Below are 19,985 nucleotides of genomic sequence, written 5' to 3'. Positions count from 1 at the left end.
CTCCATGCGTTTCCAAATCTTGCGTTTTCCCGGCGCAAGCCGGGACCCAGAATCACCGGCACCACTAAAGCCAGGCGTTCGCCGGGGCACGCAATGAGGGCGACACGGATTATTTGGCTCGCAAACGCGCGCAGCCCTGCTACATTCGCCTCATGCGCGAAGAGCCCTTTCAGCCTTCCGTGTATCTGATGGCCAGCAGGCGCAATGGCACGCTCTATTGCGGCTCCACCTCATCTCCGCTTCGGCGCATCTGGCAGCACCGCGAAGGCGTGGGCTCGGTGTTCACCCGAAAATACCGTGTGACCCGGCTGGTCTGGTATGAGTTTCACGGCCAGATGAGCGCCGCGCTCAAACGTGAGCTCCAGATCAAGGAATGGCGCCGGCGCTGGAAACTGGAGCTTATCGAAGCGGCCAATCCGGACTGGCGCGATCTCTACGAGGACTGGTTTTGATCGCCCACCTTGGGTGTTCCCGGCGAAAGCCGTGACCCGGATTCAGGGCCGCACTGGGCCCCGGCTTACGCCGGGGAAACGCTGGGAAGGGATGCTTTTATCAAGCAACCAGCTGCAAAAGTCGCATACGTCCGCGCTACAGTGCCATCAACCGAATCATCCTCCCTGCGGAGAGCAAGCCCCATGGCGGCGGCCGGACCCGAGATTGAACGTCTGATCCAGCTGCTCGCCAAGCTGCCGGGGCTCGGCCCGCGCTCGGCGCGGCGCGCGGCGCTGCAAATGCTGCAAAAGCGCGACACGGTGATGCTGCCGCTGGCTCACGCCCTGGCCGAAACCGCCGACAAGGTCCGGCCCTGTTCGGTGTGCGGCAATCTCGATGTGGCCGATCCGTGCACGGTGTGCCGCGATCCTCGCCGCGAGGCGGGGGTGATCTGCGTGGTGGAGACGGTGAGCGATCTGTGGGCGCTGGAGCGCGCCAGCGCCTTCAAGGGCCGCTATCACGTGCTGGGCGGGGTCCTGTCGGCGATTGACGGCATCGGGCCGGACGAACTCAACATCGCCCGCCTGATCGAGCGGGCGCGCTCCCACGAGATCAGCGAGATCATTCTGGCCCTCAACGCCACGGTGGACGGCCAGACCACCGCCCATTTCCTCGCCGACAAGCTGGCCGGAACCGGCGTCGCCCTTACCTCGCTGGCGCGCGGCGTTCCTGTGGGCGGCGAGCTCGATTACCTTGACGATGGCACGCTGGCCGCCGCCTTCCGCAGCCGCCGTCCCGCCTGAAGGAGGCCTCATGACCGCCCGCCACAATCACCCCGCCGGAACCCTCACCCGCATCCATGTGGACAGCGCGCTCCTGAAAGACAATTTTCTCGGCGATCCCACGTCGCGCGCCATCGATGTCTATACGCCCCACGGCCATGACGGGGCCGGCTTGCCGCTTCTGGTGGACCTCACCGGCTATACCGGCAGCGGGCTGTCCCATACCGCCTGGAAGAATTTCGGCGAAAACGTCCCCGAACGCCTCGACCGGCTGATCGGGACGGGCCTGATGGCGCCGGCGGTGGTGGCCTTTCCTGACTGTTTCACGCGGCTGGGCGGCAATCAGTATGTGAACTCCTCGGTCATGGGGCCGTGGGAGGATGTGCTGATCACCGAATTCACGCCGGCCGTGGAGGCGCGCTTTAATTGCGGCGGCGCCGGGCGCCGGGCGGTGTTCGGCAAAAGCTCGGGCGGCTATGGCGCCATCGCCCACGCCCTGCTGCACGCCGATTTCTGGGCCGCCGCCGCCTGCCATTCGGGCGATATGGCGTTTGAGCTGTGCTATGGGCGCGAGTTCCCGTCCGTGCTGCGCGCGCTGGCCAAAAAGGGCGGGGTGCAAGGCTTCATGGAGGCGTTCGAGGCTAGCGTGAAACCGTCCGGCGGCGACATCCACGTCCTGATGACCCTGGCCATGGCCGCCACCTACGACCCCGACCCGTCCCAGCCCTTCGGCGTGCGCCTGCCCGTCACCCACGACACGTGCGAGCGGATCGATGATCTCTGGGCCAACTGGCTCGCCTTCGACCCCCTCACCCTGGTGGAACGCCATCACAGCGCCCTCAAACAGCTCAAGGGCCTGTTCATCGATTGCGGCGATGTGGACCAGTACGACCTGGTCTACGGCGCCCGCCGCCTCCACCGCCGCCTCGACGCGCTGGGCGTGCCCCACGACTACCACGAATTCCCCGACGACCATTCCGGCATCGACTACCGCATGGATGTGAGTTTGCCGTATCTGGTGGGGGTGCTAAACGACTGACCGCCTCCGAAACACCGCCGCCACTTCCACATGGCCGGTCCAGGCGAACTGGTCGACGGGGGTGACGGGGCCCATGAGATAGCCGCCTTCGATCAGGATGGCGGCGTCGCGGGCGAAGGTGGCGGGGTTGCAGGAGATCGAGACGATCACCGGCGCCGCGCTGTCGGACAGGCGCTCGCACTGGGTTTTGGCGCCCGCGCGCGGCGGGTCGAGGACGACCAGATCGGCGCCGGCGAGCTCATTCACGCTCAGCGGCTCCAGCGCCAGATCGCGCACCTTGGCCTCGACAGGTTTCAGCCCCGGCGTGCGCCGGGCGGCGTGGTTGAGGGCGTTGAGCGGCCCGTCATCGCCCTCCACCGCCAGCACCGGCGCCTGGGCAGCGAGGCGCAGGGCGAAGGCGCCGGATCCGGCATAGAGGTCGATGACCCGCGTGGCGCCCTGCGCCGCATCCATCACGATGCCCGCCAGCACCGCCTCGCCCGCCGCCGTCGCCTGCAGGAACCCGCCAGGCGGCGGTGACAACACCACAGAGCCGATTTTGAACACCGGATCGGCGATTTTGAACACCGGATCGCCGTTGATTGTCACCCGCGCCCAGTCATTATCCCCCGCGCTGTCCGCCGCGCTTTCCCGCATGGCCAGATCGAGCTTGTCCGCCCCCGTCAGCGCCACATCCAGGCCGCTATCGCTGGCCGCCACGGCGATCTCCAGCTTTCGCTTGGGGTGAGCGGCGGCCTTCGCAAGCTTGCGCAGGGCGGGGATGGCGGCGCGGATAGCGGGATGGGAGACCGGGCAGTCATGAAGGTCGACGATCTGGTCGCCCGCCCGCTCCATGAAGCCGAACACCAGCCGCCCGCCTGAATTCATGGCGTGAAAGGTCGCCCGCCGGCGCCCCTCGCCATGGGCGTCGATCAGCTCGCCAACCTCGGCCCTGACCCCGGCGCGCTGCAGCGCCTCCACCACCAGGCCCCGCTTCCACGCGCGATAGGCGCCAAGCTCCATGTGCTGCACAGAGCAGCCGCCGCAGCGTTCGGCCACCGGGCAGAACGGCGTCACGCGGTCCGGGGAGTCGCTCAGCCGGCGCAGCACCCGCCCGCGCTCGCCGCGCACCTCCAGCTCGGCGCTCTCGCCGGGCAGAAGCCCGGGTGCATAGACAGGACCGGGCAAAACCGCATCGCCGCGCGCGCCCAGCGACTGCGCGGTCAGGGTCAGGCGCCGGGGCGGGGGAGCGGGTTTGCGTCTGCGGGTCATGGCGCGGTGTCTGACGCTGGCGGGCGCGCCGGTCAAGCCATGGAACACGTCACATGACTGTCGCGTTCATGTTCGGGTCAGGTCGCGATCCTTAACGTGTGTTAATCAGCCGGACCTTGTCCCGGCGCCTGAACAGAAAGGCCCTGCGCGATGATGACCAAGCTCCTCGCAGCCACGGCGCTGGCGGCGGTACTCGCCACGGCGCCCGAGCTTCTGGCGGTCCCGACCGCCGCCCTGTCCGCCCACGCCGCCGAAACGGCCCAGGAGCGTGATCGCGGCGAGCGCCGCGGCGCCCGTCAGGAACACCGGCGCCAGCAGAGCGGTGATCGCCGCGGCGCCCGTCAGGAACCTCGCCGTGAAGCCGCCGGCCGCCCGGACCGCCGTCCCGAACGCGCCGCCCCTCCCCGCCAGCAGCAGCGCGGCGCGCCCCCGCCCCAGCACCGCCAGAACGCCGCCCCGCCGCCCCGGCGCCAGCACAGCGATCCGGTGCCCCGCCGCCAGCTTGAAGGCGCACGGCGTCCCGATCACCGCGACATGCGGCAGGATCCGCGCGGCGCGCAAAATCCCCGCGGCCAGTGGCAAAACCGGCGCGGCGTCCATCCCGCTGTCGAAAATCAACCGCGCGGTCCTGAAAGCCGCGGACCCCAGCGCGGCCACCGGCCCGGCGTTCAGCCGGACCGCAATCGTCCGCCCCACGCCCGTGGCGGACACCCGCAGCGCGGGCCGCAGGCCGGCCACCAGCCGCGCCGTCCGCACGTGGAGCACCGTAATCGCGGCGCCCATCCCGGCGCGCATCCGCCGCGCCGCCAGTATCAGCAACACCGCCAGCCGCCGCGTCACTATACGCCGCCGCGCCATCAGCGATATCAGCCGCAGCGCCACCGCACGGTGCACCTCCACCACGCGCCGCGCACCCGGGTCGTCTACCGGCACATCAACCACTACCCGGTGCGCAATAACTGGCGCTACCACACCCGCTACCAGACGCATTACTCCAGCCGCACTTTCAACTATGTGGACAGCTTCTGCCGTCCGAGCGGCGACTCGGTGATCGCAGGCGCGCTGATCGGCGCCCTGTTCGGGGCTGTGGTCAGTGATGGCGACGCCTACGGCTATCTGGGCGGCGGCCTGCTGGGCGCGGGCATCGGCGCCTCGCTGAACGATTGCGACCGGGGCCACTACACCTATGGCGTCCACCAGTCGTTCAGTTCGGGCAACCCGTTTTACTGGCACAACCCGCATTCAGGCGTGCGCGGCGTGGTCTATGCCCGCGACTACCACACCTGGAACTCGCGCCAGTGCCGCTGGGGCGACGCGGAGATCTTCATGCCCAACGGTCAGGTCGCCTATGACCGGGTGCGCATGTGCCGCGACGGTTACGGCCAGTGGCAGGTCGCCCGCCTGCAATAACGGCTCGGGCAGTCCGGGGGGACATGACCGGGGACAGGGCAAGCGGGTCCGGCTTTTCGCCGGGCCCGCTTCTGCTTTTTTCCGGGATGAATGAGAGGTCCATGCGCCGTTCATCTCAGGCTCATCGCCAAAGGCTTAGGATTTGCGTAAGATTTCGGATGGAGGTCCCGCCTCCGCCCGGTCAGCCAAGGAGACCGATATGAAATACGCCCTCGTATCCCTCGCCGCCGTGTCCGCCGCCGCCTTTGCAGCGCCGCACGCTTCGGCCCAGCACTACCAGTCGCAGTCCTATGGTTATCAGACCTCGACGATGACCTACGAACAGTGCGTGCGCCAGCAGCAGAACCGCTCGGTGACGGGCGCGGTGGTCGGCGGGTTGCTGGGCGCCGTTGTGGGTGCGCAGGTGCATAACGCGACCGAACCGCGCAACACCGCGCCGCCCCCGCGCTATAACCACCGTGGATACCGCGGCGGACGCCATGGCGGATATCGCGGGCGCTATCACCAGCCGCAGCCGCAGAGCTCCAACCGGTCGAACTCCGGCGCCGTGATCGCCGGCGGCGCCATCGGCGCCCTGGCCGGCGCGGCCATCACCGGCAACACCGACTGCAACCAGTTCCCGCGCCAGCGCGGCGGCTACGGCCAGGCCGGCGGCCGCTACCAGAGCGGCTATCAGGGCGGTTACCAGCAGCCCTATCAACAGCCTTACAGCCAGGGCGCCTACCAGCAGCAGTCCTATGGCCACCAGCAAACCTACAGCCAGCAGGGCTACGGCTATGACGCCTATGCGGGCCAGGATGACGGCTATGGCTATGGCTATGACGCCTATGCCGGCTCGCAGTCCGGCGGGCTTCTGGGCGGCGAGGACTACGGCTATCAGACGCCGCACCAGTCCCAGGCCCATGTCCAGACCGCCGGCGCGGGCTATGCCCCGGCCTATGGCTCCAACTGCCGCCACATGGGCGCTGGCAATGGCGCTCAGGTCCTGATGTGCGAAGGCGCTGACGGCGTCTGGCGCCCGGCCTACTAGGCTGCGCCAACCCGTATCCGCCTACTGACGATCGAACCGGACGAGGAAGCGTTTGGCCTTGCCCACCGAGAGCACCACGGCGCCCGCGCCAGCCCGGTGATCACGCAGGTCAGCGCCTTCCTCGTTCAGTTTCGCGCCATTGGCCGACACCGCATTTTGCTGGATAAGCCGCCGCGCCTCGCCCTTTGAGGCTGCAGCCCCCAGCGCCACCATCGCATCGATCAGCACGCACGGGCCCTCGCCCGCTTCCAGCGTCGGCACGGCGCGCGCGATCATGGCAGTCAGCTCCGCGCTCAGACTGTCTGACTTGCCAGAGAAGATCACCGCACTCGCCTCTTCGGCCAGGGCAGCTGCGCGCGCGCCATGCACACGCGCGGTCAACAGCTCGGCCAGCGCCTTTTGCGGGCGGCGCTCATGGGCCGGGGAGGCTTTGAGCGCTTCCAGATAACCCAGATCAATATCGGTTAGCCAGGCCAGGAATTTGGGCGTGTCGGCGTCGGCGGAGTTGAGCCAGAACTGGTAGAACTCGTACGGGCTGGTCAGATCGGGATCGAGCCAGACCGCGCCCTTTTCGCTCTTGCCGTATTTCTTGCCTTCGGAATTGGTCAGCAGGGAATAGGTCAGGGCGTGGCCCTGCACGCCTTCCATGCGGCGCATCAGATCAACCCCGCCGACAATATTACCCCACTGATCCGACCCGCCCATCTGGATGCGGCAGCCATAAGCGCGGTGCAGGTGTACGAAGTCATACCCCTGCAAAAGCGCATAGGTGAACTCGGTGAAGCTGATGCCTTGCTCGCGATTCTCGATGCGGTTCTTCACCGAGTCCTTTTGCAGCATCGCATTGACCGAGAAATGCTTGCCCACCTCGCGCAGGAAGGCGATCACATCCATGCCGCGATACCAGTCGGCATTGTTCACGAAGATCGGCGCCTGGCCGTCCGTCGCGGCGAACAGGGCTTCGAACTGTTTGCGCTGGCTGGCGATATTGGCCAGCACCGCCTCTTCGGCCTGCAGATTGCGCTCGGCGTCCTTGCCGGACGGATCGCCGATCATGCCGGTGGCCCCGCCCAGCAGCACGATCACCTGCCCGCCCCGGCGCCGGTACCGGTCCATCCCCAGCAGCGGAATGAGGTTGCCGGCATGCAGGCTCGGCGCGCTGGGGTCAAACCCGACATAGAGCGGTGGTCGTTCGGCCGCGATCAGCGCATCGGTGAGTTCTGGCGTCTTCTGATGCAGCAGCCCGCGCGCCTCAAGATCGGCGAGAAAGGGCGTCTTGGCGGGATCAGCGAGAGTCAGGGTCATGGCGCTTCAGAGATTGGCTGGGTGAACGCAGGACTGCAATTCCGGCTTAGCCGCGCCACCTTTCGTTTGCAACGCGCCAGCGCTTGCCTGCATCATCGTATGCTGCGGTGCGTCGAGGGGATGCGCCAGCGACGCCTGGGGAGGGGACGATGAAGTTAATCCTGAAAGTGCTGGGCGCGATCTTCCTGCTCATTCTTCTGCTCATTGCGGGCGTCATCGCCCTTCCCTTCTGGCCGGTCGTGCAGGACCGGTTCGGCGGCGGCGACCATCGCGCCTGGCTGGACGCGAACCGCACCGGGATCGATCTCACCGCCGAGGCGCCCGGTTTCCAGTTTGATGACAGCATCCATGGAGCCCGCTTCGTGATGCTCGGCGAGATGCATGGCTTCCGCGCGGTGCAGGCCCTTGATCTGGCGCTTGTGGAGTATTTCGCCAGCGAAGGCCCGGCGCGCACCTATCTGGCAGAGCTGGGTCCCGATCAGGCCATGGCGTTCAATCTCTATCTTGAAACCGGCGACGAGACGGCGGCGCGCGGCGTGTTCGACGCCTGGGCCCAGATCGACGCCCAATGGGCCAATCAGGAATTTTTCGCCAAGCTTCAGCGGCTGCGCGACCTCAACGCCGCCCTGCCCGAGGCGCGCCGGATCTGGTTTGTCGGCATTGACCGGCTGGGCGATGTTGACCGCCTCGCCGCCCTCAGCGCCGAGCGCCCCGAAGGTGCGGAGCCGGGCTTTGGCAGCTTCGGCGCGGTTCAGGCGCTTAATGCGCAGCTGGGCGCCCGGGCGCTGGAATTCGAGGCAGGCGCCTCGCGCTACACCCACATGGTCAATCACGCCCTCACCGTCGCGGCGCTGGACCCGGAGCGTCATTTCTACGGCCTCTGGGGCCTCGGACATTCCAGCAAGACAAGCGTGAACGATGCGCCAACCCTGGCCATGTATCTCAACGGCGAGGGCGGGGCTTTCGAAGGCTCGGTCGCCGCGCTCAACACGCTGTGCATCGATGAGTGCGTCAACATGCTGCCCGCGCAGGCCCTGCCCGAGCCCATGCAGGGCGATAGCGGCGCCAATTATGTGGGCCTGCCGATCAATTATGACGTCCCGCTGCTCTATCGCATGCGCGGCATCAATGATCTCAAAGCGTCGATGGGCGAGGCGCGGGTGGCGGCCTTCCGCATATCGGGCGAAGGCAGCCCCTACGTGGATGGCCCGCGGCTGAGCGCGGTCAGCGGCTATCTCACGCCCATTCTGCCCTTCTTCTATGGCGGGCCGGCGGCCGAAATCACCGACTACTACATCGCCATCGCCGGCTCGGCGCCGCTTACCCCCTGGTCGGGCGAGGTCCATGACCTGACCGGTCTGGCCGCGCAGGCCGGCGTGCCTGGCGTGACGGAGCGCCTGAACTAGCGGAGTCTGTGGTGGCGCGGCTGGCGGATTGTCCGCCGGCCGCCATCACGCCAGCGTGACCGCCGCGCGCTTGACCCGACCGGCCATCGCGTCTCCATTGCGCCCTGGAACATTCGATAGCTCCCGGGGAGGAAGACCATGATCCGTTTGGCCATTCTGGCGCTGGGCGCCGTGCTGCTCGCCGCCGCGCCCGCCGCCGTTGCAGACGATTCGGGCACGCCGCAGCAGAGCGAGCCGCGCATTTGGGAAACTCAAGGTCAGGTCACCGCCAATGGCCAGCGCATCCGCTACCGCGCCATCGCGGGCGAGATGTTCCTGCGCGACGCAGAGAACAAGCCGACCGCGGCGATCTTCCACACCACCTATCTGCGCGAGGGCGTCACTGATCCGCGCACGCGCCCTGTCGCCTTCATCTTCAATGGCGGGCCCGGCTCGGCTTCGCTCTGGCTGCACATGGGCGTGTTCGGGCCCCAGCGCGTGGTGCTGCCCTCGGACGCTGAAGACGATGGCGCCGCGCCGTTTGATGTGCGCGAGAACCCCGAAACCCTGCTGGACCGGGCTGATCTGGTGTTCATCGATCCGGTCGGGACCGGCTGGAGCCGCACGCTGGGCGAGACCGAAGGCTCGACATTCTGGGGAGTCAATGAAGACGCCGAGGCGATCAGCCAGTTCATCCGCCGCTGGCTCGCCGAGCACCGCCGCTGGAACTCGCCCAAATACCTGATCGGCGAAAGCTATGGCACGACCCGCATCGGCGCGCTGATGCGCCAGATGGAGCTGGGCTGGAATGATGTATCCATCAATGGCGTGGTGCTGGTGTCCACCATTCTGGACTTCTCGCTGAACCGGACCAGTGCGGGAAACGAGATCGCCTTCGCCGCCGCGATTCCCGGCTTTGCCGCCACCGCCTGGTATCATGACCGGGTCGACCAGGCCGCCTGGGGCGGCGACCGGGCGCGCTTCCTCGACGAGGCGCGCAGCTTCGCCAGCGATGAATACCTGCCCGCCATCCTGCGCGGCCAGTCCCTGCCCGAGGCCCGCCAGCGCGAGATCGCCGCACGCTACGCCGCGTTCACCGGCCTCTCGGCTGATTATGTGACGCGCGCCAATCTGCGCGTGAACCTCACCCGCTTCCGCACCGAGCTCCTTCGCGATCAGGGCCTGTCGGTGGGCCGGTTTGATTCCCGCTTTACCGGCGTTGAGCCGGACGCGGTCAGCGAGGGGCCGGAAGGCGACCCGTCCGGCTATGGCATTGACGGCGCCTATACCGCCGCCATGCTGGATCACTTCACCCGCAATCTGGGTGTCGAGATCACCACGCCCTACGTGACGCTGGGCGGGGTTCCCACCTGGAACTGGGATGCGGGCGAGGCCGGCGGACGCAATTCCTTCGTCAATGTCGCGCCCTGGCTGGAGCGCGCGATGCGCCAGAACGATGATCTGCGCGTCCTTGCCGCCAACGGCCTCTATGATCAGGCCACGCCCTTCTATCCGGTGGAGCTGGTGTTCAACCGTCCCGGCTTTGACCGGGAGCGGGTGACGCTGACCTATTACGAGGCTGGCCACATGATGTATCTGCACCAGCCCTCCATCGAGGCGCTGGCGCGCGATGTGCGGGCGTTTGTGCGCTGACGCGCGGGCACGCGGTGCGCGAGGCCGCGCCCTTCAAAGTTGACATCGCACCAATTGGCGGGGGAGCCTGATTCGAGTTACAACCGGCGGTCAAAGCCTGATTGGCGGCGGAAGGGTAATTCGATGGCTACACTGGCAGAAGACGCGCCGAGGGAGGCGATCGAGGCCCATGTCGATGGGCTGATGAAGTCCTATGAGGTGCATGGCTCTGCGGCGTTCTCACGTCTTCACATGTTGCTGCAGACTTTGTGGAAGCAACGCGCGCCGTTTGGCATCCCCTCCTTCCTGAGCGCCTGCGAAAGTTTCACGGCGCGCCTGCCCGACGACCTGGTTTTCGAAGGCTCTTTTCGAGAGCGCGAGGAACGCACCGACATGGCCGAGCTGCGCCTGTTCGCCCGCTCGGGCGAGGTGCTCCAGCCCCATGACGGCGCGCGCATGTTCCGCAGCGGCGCCACCGGCCTGGCGATCATGCTCACGCGGTCTGCGGGCGCGTCACGCAGCGTGCAATGGGGCGAGTTCTTCATCTGGCGCGCGCTGCGCCAGCTGGACATGTCCATGCTGCTGCTGGGCGACCGGCAGAATCTCATCTTCCAGCGCGGCTTTGGCTCCTTCTATGGCCGCCTGCGCGAAGGCCTCGACTGGATCGAGTCGCAGGCGGAACCCTATGATTTCGCCTTTTACGTGGGCAATTCAGCGTCCGGCTTTCCAGCCCTGCAATTCGCCGCCACGTCGCGGGTCGCCAATGCGCTGACCTATTCAGCCGGCACCCACCATCCGCCCGAGGAGACGCGCGTGGCGCTGATGCGCGACCGCATGAATTCGCGCATTCCGGGCCGGCCGCTGGACGTGCGGCCCATGTTCGAAGGCTGGCAGGGCGCCGCCCATCTGCACTACCCCGCCCAGCACCCGGTCGACATTCTGCACGCCACAAATCTGGCGGACGTGCCCGGTGTGCGCCTGGTGCCGTATGACACCGACTTCCACCCCCTGTTCGGCGTGACCCCGACCCATGCCTTTCTGGAGCACGTCACGGCGCTGGCTCAGGATCCGAACACCCGCCGCAGGCGCTGAGGGGCGGGCTGCCCCCTAGCCCTCGTCCTCAAAGATCGCCACCACCGGCTCGCCGTCGGCCACTTGCGCGGCGCGGTACATGCCTGAGGTGTTGAAACTCCAAAGCGGCGCGCCGGCATGGAGCATCACCACCCCGCCATCACCGCCCATGGCGGTGAGCTCGTCGCGGATGACTGTATCGGCCGCCGTCTGACCGTCCTCGCCCGCCAGTTCGATGCGCGCGCAGATGCGCGCGGCCACCGACAGGCGGATGAAATACTCGCCGGTGCCCGTGGCCGACACGCCGCAATCGCCGCCCGCATACGTGCCCGCGCCGATCACCGGCGAATCGCCCACCCGGCCCCAGCGTTTGGCGGTGGTGCCGCCGGTGGAGGTGCCCGCCACCATCTCGCCGGAGCGGTCCAGCGCCACCACGCCCACGGTGCCGAAGCGGTGCTCGCGGTCCATCTGCTCCAACAATCCCTCGCGCACCGGCTCGGGCTCCGGCGCGCCGTCAGGGCGCGGTGGTACGGGCAGGCCCATGGACTGGACCTGACGCTCCATGGCGCGCCAGCGGCGCTCGGTGAAGAAATAGCTCTCTTCGATACGCTCCAGACCCTGATCGTCGGCGAAGCTTTCCGCGCCGGCGCCCTGCAGCATCACATGGGGGCTGTCCTCCATCACCGCGCGCGCCAGCGAGATCGGGTGGCGCACGCCGCGCACGCCCGCGACAGCGCCGGCCTGCATGTCAGAGGCGCGCATCACAGACGCGTCGTGCTCGATGCGGCCTTCTGACGTGAACACGGCGCCGCGCCCGGCATTGAACAGCGGATCATCTTCCAGCGACTGGATCATGGCCTCCACCACGTCCATCGCCGGGGCGCCGGCCTCCAGCATGGACGCGCCCAGCGCCAGCGCATCACCCAGCGCGCTGCGATAGGCCGCTTCAGTCGCCTCATCCATGTCGCCGCGCTCGATGACACCGGCCCCGCCATGCAGCACCAGCGCCCAGTCGGGACGGGCATCAATGGGACCCTCTGCGTCCTGCGCGTATGCGCCGGCGGCCCCCAGAAGGCTGGCGGCGGCGGTGACGGCGCAGGTGATGGCTGTGGTCAGATGGCGGCGGATCATGGCGGGCTCCCGAGATTCCTGTTCCCGTCAGACCACCACTCCCGGAGCGCCAAGGCAAGGCGCGCCTGCCGTCCGGCGGGACGATCCCAGGCGAACAGGCATCAGGCGATGCGGCGCCCGCCCGGCGCTGTGACGGCGGGCATGTCCAGCCCCTTCACATCGGCGAGCCGCACCGCGCGGTGCATCTTGCGGGCGGTGTCCAGGCACAGGGCGCGGGTGTGCTCGGCGCCCCATTCGCCCACATCGGCCGCGCCGATGGCTTCTTCGATCAGGCTGAGCGCATGGACGCGATCGGCCGCATCAAACAGGGTCGCGGTCATCGACATGGGCGCCGAGAAGCCGATCACGAAGGCCGAGGCCGCGTCGCCGCCCTCCAGAATGCCGTCAAGGTCCGGGTGCGCGTAGGCCGAGACGCCCGCGCGGCGCAGCAGCACCTCGCCCGGGCGCGGTTCGCAGCCGGGAATGGGCTGTGTCAGGCCGTGGCCGGCGATCATCGGCGCGCCCTGATGGAGATGGGAATGCACCAGCGACCAGCCTGCTTTACGGGCCGCCTCGATGATGCGCGCGCAGGTCAGCGCGATATCTTCGCCATCCGGGTCGGACCAGGGGCGGCCGGGCGTCACAAACTCCTGCTGCAGGTCAAGGCACAGCAAAACCGGGGTGCCTGGCATCATGTCAATCCGCCTTTTCTTCCGCCTTCTGCGGAGCTGCGCCGTCCTCCGCAGTCCGCGGCGCCGGCGCGGGCCGCCGGTTGAACTGGTCGGGCGCCACGCCGCGCTGCACCGATTTGTCCAGCGGCCCCGGCCGGTCCCACGCCCCCTCGGGACGATCCAGAACCAGCGGGTCGCTGTCAATATTCAGCGCATTGGAAAGCGGCTCATAACGCCCTTCCATTTCGGCATAGGCCCTATCTGAAAATACGAACACGCCGCGTTCAGCCCTGTGAATAAAGCCGTACCGCTTCCAGTAAGGGATCAGATGCTGCTGCACGTGACCGACAAAACGCCGGTAACCTTTCCGGCGGATGAGCTGGATGGCGTCGGTCATCAGCGTGCGCGCCACCCGGCCCTGACGATGGCCCGGACGCACGCATACGCGCTCCACCTTCGCAAAGTCGGCGAACCAGCGCAGGCGCAGGCAGCCCAGCGGCTCGGTCCCGGCCTCGGCGATCAGGTGGGTGGCGCCGGCCAGATCATTGCCGTCGAACTCTTCATCATAGGGACAGGCCTGTTCGGACATGTAGACCAGCGCCCGCACCACGGCGACGCGCTGCAAATCATCCATGGTGCGCGCCACGCGCACCACCACGGGAAGTTCAAACTCGGAGAGGGGCGTGCCGTCCATCTCAGCCCCCCTGCGCCGTTTGAGCGGCGGCGGGCACCCAGCCAAGCCACGCCAGACCGGCGGACGGCGCGTCCAGCGCAGCCGTCATCATCCGGCCTTCGCGGCTGACCGGGCGGGCGAACAGGGCAATGTCGGGGAAGGCGTCGCGGCGCGCCTCGGTGACCGCGCGCACCACCGCGCGCTTGTCTTCGGCTTCGCGGCCCGCCAGGCACCAGACATAGATGGCCTGGGCGCGCTCATGCGGCGCCGCCAGATGAGCCAGATCAGGCTGTTCAGGCCGGAACCGGCCATACATCAGCGCCTGATAGCCGGCATCGTTGAGGTAGAGCAGGGCAATGAACCCGTCCGCTGCGGTATGTTCACCCCGGCGGATGAAAAAGCAGCGCCGGGTGTGCGCCTCGCAGGCCGCGACGGTTTCAGCCGCCACCAGCTCGCCGCCCAGCGCGCTGGCGCCCAGTTCAAGCGCTGCGCGAATATCGCGTATGGAATCCGATGGCGAGAAGGCATGCCTCTCCAGCACGGCAAGCAGCCGTCTGGTCCGAAGGGCGTCTGGCCCTTCAGCATTGGAGAGCATACACTCGTCTCGCATCTCATCCCCGGTCAGCGTTAAGGGTTTGTTTACGAATTCGGCGGCGATTGCGCCTCTGCGATTATGGAATGCCCCCCATGCGAAAAACGTTTAGGTTGATCCAATGACCGGCAAAGCGCCTCTGTTCGACTGGGACGACCTGCGCATATTCCATGCGCTGGTGGCGGCCGGCTCCATGAGCGGCGCAGCGCGCCGGCTGGGCATCGGCCAGCCCACGGTCAGCCGCCGGCTCGACCAGCTGGAAACCCGCATCGGCGCCAAGCTGGTCACGCGTCTGGCCGAGGGCATCGAGCTCACCGATGTGGGCGAGCGCATCTGGACCCAGGTCCAGATCATGCAGAGCACCGCCGGAGACATTGAACGCATCGCCCACCAGGCTGACCGCGCAGACGCCGGCCGGGTGCGGCTGACCGCCCCGGAAGGCGTGGCGGGCTACTGGGTCGCGCGCCATCTCACCAGCTTTGTCGAAGCCAACCCGAATATATCTCTCGAGATCAGCACGCGCACGGAGGGCGAGTCCTCTATCGACCAGTCCGACATCGTCCTGCAGATGTCCGAATCGAAACGCATGAGCCATGTGGCCACAGAATTGGCCACATTGCACTATGTTCCGTTTGCTTCACGCCATTATCTTGATATTTACGGACCACCTAAAGGACTGGCGGATGTGCTCAATCACCGCACAGCCGATATTGTCAGCTACCGCGAGCAACAAACACACTGGCCGCGCGAGGCTGCGGCCATCAAGCAGATGATGGACCCGTCCTTGACCACCGACAGCGCCATCGTGCTGATCGAGGCGGTCAAGTCCGGCGCGGTGATCTCGCTCCTGCCGACCTATGCCGCGCGTGTTGAACCCACCCTGATCCACCTGGATCTGGAGCTGCAGGTGCCGATCACGCTGTGGATGGTCTACCACCCCGACCAGCGCCGGGTGACGCGCACGCGCAAGGTCATCGACTGGCTGCGCGAGATTTTCGATTCCGCGCAATATCCCTGGTTCCGCCGCGACTATGTCCCGCCGTCAGAGTTCTCCGACGTGGAGACCGTCCATATCCGCGGCGAGCGCCCCCGCCCCCGCTTGCTCTAGATTGCTCGCAGGGCGGGGTGGAGCGCCTCAGGGGTTCAGCACCACCTTGCCCCGCACCCGGCGCTCCAGCAAATCCTCGAACGCCTTGGCGTATTCAGCGAGCGGATAGCTCGCCGACACGGGCGGGCGCACCTTGCCCACTTCGAACATGTCGAAGATTTCCTTGATATTGCCCGCGTTTTCGCGCGGGAACCGCCCGGCCCAGGCGCCCCAGAACACGCCCAGAATATTGCGGCTGTTCAGGAGGGCCAGATTGAGCGGGATTTTCGGGATTGGCCCGGACGCAAACCCGATCACCAGATAACGCGCATCCCAGCCCGACGCCCGCAGCGCCGCCTCGGCCAGATCGCCGCCGACGGGATCATAGACCACATCCACGCCCTTGCCGCCGGTCAGCTCCTTGACCCGGGCCTTCAGGTCCTCGGTTGAGTAATTGATCGTCTCGTCCGCGCCGTTCTCGCGGCAGAAGGCGAGCTTTTCGTCAGAGCTCGCCGCCGCAATCACCCGCGCGCCCGCCGCCTTGGCCAGCTGAACCGTGGCGATGCCCACGCCTCCTGCCGCGCCCAGCACCAGCACGCTTTCACCGGCTTTCAGTTTCGCGCGGTCCTTGAGGGCATGCCAGCTCGTGCCATAGATGGTGGTCAGCGCTGCGCCCTCGTCAAAGCTCATGGAGGCGGGCATGGGCACCACCTGGCTGGCGTGAACGGGGACTTTTTCTGCAAACGCGCCCAGCATGGTCGCCGCGATCACCCGGTCGCCGGTCTTGATGCCGGTGACGCCCTCTCCCACGGCGCTGACCACGCCCGCCGCCTCCATGCCGGGAATGAAGGGCCGTTCGGGCTTCATCTGATACTTGCCCTCCACCAGAAGGATGTCGGGGAAGTTCACCCCGGCCGCCTTCACGTCCAGCATGACGAAGCCGGCGGGCAGGGCAGGGTCGGCCACCTCCTCCACGCTCAGCTGCTGGTAGGGGGCGAAGTCCTTGCAGACCAGGGCGCGCATGGGCGGTCTCCTCATGGTGTGAGCATCGTGTGCGTTGCGGCGCACGATAGGCGCGCTTTGCGCCCCAGCACAAGAAAACGCCCTGCAGATGGGGGCATCTGCAGGGCGCTCTCCAGGCCGGTCGTCCGGTTCACTGGGGACAGGGGGCTAGAAGGTGAACCGCACCCCGGCTTCGAGGATGTGGCTTCGCGCCTCGACGTTCAGATTGGCGGGGATCAGCGAGGACTGCACATCCGCCTCGTTGTGACGGCGATAGCGGTAGCCGGCGAACAGCGCGGTGTTGGGCGCGATATCGAACGATCCGCCCGCCATCACCTGCCAGAAGGCGACCATCTTGGTGTCGTCGACAATTCCGACATCAGACGGACGGTAGTCGACCTGCAGCTCGGCCACGCCCAGCCCGATCCCGCCATAGAGCGCAAAATCCGTGTCCGGGATCGGGAAGTCGTAGTAGCCGTTGATGGCATAGCCCAGCGAGCGCACATCGCCCTGCCCGTCGGCGACCAGATCGGCCACCGTTACGCCCAGCGGCGCAGAGCCGGTGATCAGCACGGCGGCGTCGGCGGCGCCCAGCGCATTGCCGCCCGCCTGCACGTCGCGGTGGGTATCCACATCCGCGCCCAGCCAGGAAATCTCGGCCTCGAGGCGCAGGTTTTCGCTGAACCGGTAGCCAGCGGCCCCCGCCACGAACAGGCCGGTGTCAAACTCGGTGGTCCAACCCACGTCGGTGCCAGACGGCAGGGTCACGCCCGGCGGCACGGCCACGCCGTCCCCGGTGACAAAATCGCGCGTGAACGCGCCGGAATTCTTGCTGTCGGTCTGGAAATTGAAGCCAGCCGAGCCTGAAACATAGGCCTGGGCCAGCGCCGGGGCGGCGCTGGCGCCGGCCAGTCCGGCGCTCAAGGCGAGCGCGCTGGCCAGTCGGGTGACAATGCTCATCGGGATCCTCCCTGTTTGAAGCCCGGATCCGGGCGGATGCGCCACGTCATCGCGGCTCTTGTATTGTATATGCAATACTCGTTACGAATGACAAGGCAGGCGCATGCGGTTTTTGCGCCGGGGCAGCCGAACCGCCCCTGAAAGGTGACCTCGGGGCCTGTGATGCCTAAGGTAAGCAATCGACCTCGCGCTGATTCCGCCTCCGGGGCGGCGGGCGGCGCGCAAACGACACATCAGGGGGCCGTCATGGCAGCTACTGCAGCGCGCGCCGAACGCGGCGTCAGCGATCGCAAAACCGAACTGCTCCACATCCTCGCGCGCACCGCCGTGGCCGACAGGTCTGCGCCGGTGAGCCTGCGCCAGTTCGCCATCCGCGCCGGGGTCTCGGAACCCACCCTGCGCCATTATTTCAATGACCGTCAGGGCGTGGTCATCGCCATTCTGGCCCTCTTTGCTGACGGCGCGCGCGACTGGCTGGTGCGCTGCGCCCAGCCGCAGGCGAGCCTGGAAGCGGCGGTCAGCGGCTATGGCGACATGGCGCTGGAGGGCGCGGACACCGACCAGTTCGCCCAGGCCCATGCCTTCGCCCTGGTGGAGTCCATCCATGATCCGCTGGTGGCGCGCGCCTATCTCGACACCATTGTTGAGCCCTCACTCAAGGCCATCGAAGCGCGCCTGGCGCCCAGCCTCGACCCCGAGGGCGCGCGCGGCGATGCGGTGCGCCACGCCGCGCTGGCGCTCTATGCGCCGGTGCTGATCGCGGTGCTGCACCAGCGCCTCCTGAAAGGCGCCGAGGCGCGTCCGCTGGACATGGGCGCCTTCTTTTCCGACCTCGCCCAACTCTTCGCCCATGGCCTGAAGCAGCCGGACTGACCCCTCCCATGCCCGACACGATCTCTGCCGCCCCCGGACTTGAGACGGTGTCGCCCAGCGTCCAGCTCAATCTCAATGTCCGCGGGCTTGGCCTGTCGGCCACGCTGGCGATCAATGAGCGCTCCGCCGCGCTGCAGGCGGAAGGCCGCCAGATATCCCGCCTGGGTCTGGGTCAGTCGCCCTTCCCCGTGCCGGACGTGATGCAGCGCGCCCTGCGCGCCCACGCCCACCAGAAAGACTATCTGCCCGTCCAGGGCCTGCCCGCCCTGCGCAAATCGATCTGCGGCTATCTCAAGCGCACGCAAGGCCTCGATTTCGACCCCGAAGACATCCTCATCGGACCGGGCACCAAGGAGCTCATGTTCCTGCTGCAGATGGTCTATTACGGCGATCTGGTGATCCCCACGCCCAGCTGGGTGAGCTATGCGCCCCAAGCGCGGATTCTGGGCCGGCCGATCACCTGGCTGCCCACCGATCCCGAAACCGGGCTCGGCGTCACGGCCAAATCCTTGCGCGCCCTGTGCGCCTCAGACCCCGAACGCCCGCGCCTCCTGATCCTCAACTCGCCCGGCAATCCCACCGGCACGGCCTATACCCGCGAGGCGCTGCGCGAGATCGCGGCGGCCGCCCATGATCACCGCCTGCTCCTCCTGTTGGACGAGATCTATGGCGGGGTTCAGTTCGACGGCCAGCACCATTCCATGGCGCGCGAGTATCGCGGCGGCACGATCATTTCCGACGGCCTGTCCAAATGGGCCGGCGCGGGCGGCTGGCGCCTGGGGTTCTTCGCCTTTCCCAAGGCGCTAGCCTGGCTGCGCAAGGGCATGTCGGCGGCGGCAAGCGAAACCTACACCTCGGTCTCTGCCCCCATCCAGCACGCCGCCATCGCCGGGTTCGAGGGCGGGCCGGAGATCGAGCTCTATCTCGAACGCTCCCGCGCCATCCTCGGCGCGCTGGCCGGGTATGTGTCCGAGCGCCTGACCCGGGCCGGCGCAGCGGTGAACCCGATCCGCGGCGGCTTCTACGCCTTCCCCAATTTTGACGCGCTGCGCGACAAGCTCGCCGCGCGCGGCATCACCACCAGCGAGGCCCTGTGCGAGCGCCTGCTGGAGGAGACCGGGACCGCCACCCTGCCCGGCTCCGCCTTTGGCCGGCCGGAAGCTGAGCTGTCGCTGCGCCTCGCGTTCGTGGATTTTGATGGCGAGTCGGCGCTGAATGCGCTGGCCGCTGGCGAGAGCCTCGACGCGGACTTCGTGACGCGCCATGCTCCGCGCGTGGTGGCGGGGATCGAGGCGATGGCGCGCTGGGCCGAAGGCTGACGCGCCGCGCCTGAAAAAGGACGCGCGATGGACCTCTGGGGCATCGAAGTTGACTGGAATGAGTTCACCCAAGCAGGCGCATACCGCACCTGGCTGATGATCTGCGCCGGGCTCGCCGTGCTGGCGCTGGTGTGGATCGCCTTTTTGCTGACGCGCGGCGGGTTTGAGGATCTCGACGAGATCGTACGCTCGCCCTACGCCACCCCGGCCGAGCGCCTGAAGGCCAACGCCATGCGCCTGCCGCGCAGCGTGCTGATGCTGATGGCCGCCGCCGCGGGCGCTCTGGGCGTCGCCATCCCGCTCCTGTTCCAGGGCGTGGTGGTGATCTTCCTGTGGCGGCAGGCCTTCGGTTAGGACGCCG

Annotated in this window: 21 protein-coding genes; 12 read left to right on the top strand and 9 right to left on the bottom strand. The window is 67.4% G+C overall.

What is annotated here, in order from left to right; genetic code table 11:
• The first annotated feature begins 152 nt into the window (after nucleotides 1-152).
• The 3 genes from L2D01_04675 (at nucleotide 153) to L2D01_04665 (ending at nucleotide 2,253) form a co-directional block, all read left to right on the top strand.
• A complete protein-coding gene (locus L2D01_04675) occupies nucleotides 153-452 on the top strand; it encodes a GIY-YIG nuclease family protein (GenBank protein ID WBQ11082.1) in 300 nt (99 codons plus the stop codon).
• A 183-nt stretch (nucleotides 453-635) separates the two neighbouring features.
• Nucleotides 636-1,235 carry a recombination mediator RecR gene (gene recR, locus L2D01_04670; GenBank protein ID WBQ11081.1) on the top strand — a complete coding sequence of 200 codons (600 nt, stop codon included), beginning with the start codon at nucleotides 636-638 and terminating at the stop codon, nucleotides 1,233-1,235.
• 10 nt (nucleotides 1,236-1,245) lie between these two features.
• Complete coding sequence (locus tag L2D01_04665) at nucleotides 1,246-2,253, top strand: hypothetical protein (protein WBQ11080.1); 1,008 nt, start codon at nucleotides 1,246-1,248, stop codon at nucleotides 2,251-2,253.
• Here L2D01_04665 and L2D01_04660 read toward each other — a convergent pair.
• Together L2D01_04660 and L2D01_04655 are read right to left on the bottom strand one after the other, a co-directional pair.
• A complete protein-coding gene (locus L2D01_04660; protein ID WBQ11079.1) occupies nucleotides 2,242-3,504 on the bottom strand; it encodes a hypothetical protein in 1,263 nt (420 codons plus the stop codon). The genes L2D01_04665 and L2D01_04660 overlap by 12 nt on opposite strands.
• A gap of 105 nt (nucleotides 3,505-3,609) precedes the next feature.
• The gene (locus L2D01_04655; protein WBQ11078.1) at nucleotides 3,610-4,407 is read right to left on the bottom strand and encodes a hypothetical protein; all 798 of its coding nucleotides are present in this window, start codon (nucleotides 4,405-4,407) and stop codon (nucleotides 3,610-3,612) included.
• Here L2D01_04655 and L2D01_04650 point away from each other — a divergent pair.
• Both L2D01_04650 and L2D01_04645 read left to right on the top strand, forming a co-directional pair.
• Entirely contained in the window at nucleotides 4,393-4,914 is a 522-nt protein-coding gene (locus L2D01_04650) for a hypothetical protein (GenBank protein WBQ11077.1), read from the top strand. The two genes, L2D01_04655 and L2D01_04650, sit on opposite strands and share 15 nt — an antisense overlap.
• Nucleotides 4,915-5,113: 199 nt before the next feature.
• Nucleotides 5,114-5,944 (top strand): hypothetical protein, encoded by an 831-nt coding sequence (locus tag L2D01_04645; GenBank protein ID WBQ11076.1) that lies wholly within the window; start codon nucleotides 5,114-5,116, stop codon nucleotides 5,942-5,944.
• A gap of 21 nt (nucleotides 5,945-5,965) precedes the next feature.
• Here the strand turns inward: L2D01_04645 and tyrS are convergent, their stop codons facing one another.
• The gene (gene tyrS / locus L2D01_04640) at nucleotides 5,966-7,249 is read right to left on the bottom strand and encodes a tyrosine--tRNA ligase (protein WBQ11075.1); all 1,284 of its coding nucleotides are present in this window, start codon (nucleotides 7,247-7,249) and stop codon (nucleotides 5,966-5,968) included.
• Nucleotides 7,250-7,398: 149 nt separating this feature from the next.
• On the opposite strand from tyrS, the gene L2D01_04635 reads away from it, so the two are divergent.
• From L2D01_04635 to L2D01_04625, 3 genes are all read left to right on the top strand, one after another.
• Nucleotides 7,399-8,655: a hypothetical protein gene (locus L2D01_04635; GenBank protein WBQ11074.1), complete on the top strand. Its 1,257-nt coding sequence runs from the start codon at nucleotides 7,399-7,401 to the stop codon at nucleotides 8,653-8,655.
• A gap of 138 nt (nucleotides 8,656-8,793) precedes the next feature.
• On the top strand, nucleotides 8,794-10,287 hold the full coding sequence (locus L2D01_04630) for a peptidase S10 (protein ID WBQ11073.1): 1,494 nt from the start codon (nucleotides 8,794-8,796) through the stop codon (nucleotides 10,285-10,287).
• Nucleotides 10,288-10,410: 123 nt separating this feature from the next.
• Nucleotides 10,411-11,358, top strand: coding sequence for a hypothetical protein (locus L2D01_04625; GenBank protein ID WBQ11072.1), 948 nt, complete (start codon nucleotides 10,411-10,413; stop codon nucleotides 11,356-11,358).
• 15 nt (nucleotides 11,359-11,373) lie between these two features.
• Here L2D01_04625 and L2D01_04620 read toward each other — a convergent pair whose 3' ends face one another.
• From L2D01_04620 to L2D01_04605, 4 genes are all read right to left on the bottom strand, one after another.
• A complete protein-coding gene (locus L2D01_04620; GenBank protein ID WBQ11071.1) occupies nucleotides 11,374-12,468 on the bottom strand; it encodes an isoaspartyl peptidase/L-asparaginase in 1,095 nt (364 codons plus the stop codon).
• A gap of 101 nt (nucleotides 12,469-12,569) precedes the next feature.
• Complete coding sequence (locus L2D01_04615; protein WBQ11070.1) at nucleotides 12,570-13,142, bottom strand: isochorismatase family protein; 573 nt, start codon at nucleotides 13,140-13,142, stop codon at nucleotides 12,570-12,572.
• 1 nt (nucleotide 13,143) lies between these two features.
• Nucleotides 13,144-13,812, bottom strand: a complete 669-nt coding sequence (locus L2D01_04610; GenBank protein WBQ11069.1) for a GNAT family N-acetyltransferase — start codon at nucleotides 13,810-13,812, stop codon at nucleotides 13,144-13,146.
• Between the two features lies 1 nt (nucleotide 13,813).
• Nucleotides 13,814-14,332 (bottom strand): hypothetical protein, encoded by a 519-nt coding sequence (locus tag L2D01_04605; GenBank protein ID WBQ11068.1) that lies wholly within the window; start codon nucleotides 14,330-14,332, stop codon nucleotides 13,814-13,816.
• A 172-nt stretch (nucleotides 14,333-14,504) separates the two neighbouring features.
• Here L2D01_04605 and L2D01_04600 point away from each other — a divergent pair, with 172 nt between their 5' ends.
• Complete coding sequence (locus tag L2D01_04600) at nucleotides 14,505-15,491, top strand: LysR family transcriptional regulator (GenBank protein WBQ11067.1); 987 nt, start codon at nucleotides 14,505-14,507, stop codon at nucleotides 15,489-15,491.
• A gap of 27 nt (nucleotides 15,492-15,518) precedes the next feature.
• Here the strand turns inward: L2D01_04600 and L2D01_04595 are convergent, their stop codons facing one another.
• On the bottom strand, nucleotides 15,519-16,493 hold the full coding sequence (locus tag L2D01_04595) for an NADPH:quinone oxidoreductase family protein (GenBank protein WBQ11066.1): 975 nt from the start codon (nucleotides 16,491-16,493) through the stop codon (nucleotides 15,519-15,521).
• 147 nt (nucleotides 16,494-16,640) lie between these two features.
• Complete coding sequence (locus L2D01_04590; protein WBQ11065.1) at nucleotides 16,641-17,432, bottom strand: outer membrane beta-barrel protein; 792 nt, start codon at nucleotides 17,430-17,432, stop codon at nucleotides 16,641-16,643.
• A 246-nt stretch (nucleotides 17,433-17,678) separates the two neighbouring features.
• Between L2D01_04590 and L2D01_04585 the strand changes: the two genes are divergently transcribed.
• The 3 genes from L2D01_04585 to L2D01_04575 are packed head-to-tail and all read left to right on the top strand — an operon-like array spanning nucleotide 17,679 to nucleotide 19,978.
• On the top strand, nucleotides 17,679-18,305 hold the full coding sequence (locus L2D01_04585; protein ID WBQ11064.1) for a hypothetical protein: 627 nt from the start codon (nucleotides 17,679-17,681) through the stop codon (nucleotides 18,303-18,305).
• Between the two features lie 8 nt (nucleotides 18,306-18,313).
• The gene (locus tag L2D01_04580; protein WBQ11063.1) at nucleotides 18,314-19,624 is read left to right on the top strand and encodes an aminotransferase class I/II-fold pyridoxal phosphate-dependent enzyme; all 1,311 of its coding nucleotides are present in this window, start codon (nucleotides 18,314-18,316) and stop codon (nucleotides 19,622-19,624) included.
• A gap of 27 nt (nucleotides 19,625-19,651) precedes the next feature.
• On the top strand, nucleotides 19,652-19,978 hold the full coding sequence (locus L2D01_04575; protein ID WBQ11062.1) for a hypothetical protein: 327 nt from the start codon (nucleotides 19,652-19,654) through the stop codon (nucleotides 19,976-19,978).
• Nucleotides 19,979-19,985: the final 7 nt, after the last annotated feature.

It is taken from the genome of Hyphomonadaceae bacterium ML37, from assembly GCA_027627685.1.
Taxonomy (GTDB): domain Bacteria; phylum Pseudomonadota; class Alphaproteobacteria; order Caulobacterales; family Maricaulaceae; genus Oceanicaulis.
Note: the sequence above shows the minus strand (reverse complement) of the source record. Positions and strands in the feature narration are given on the sequence as shown.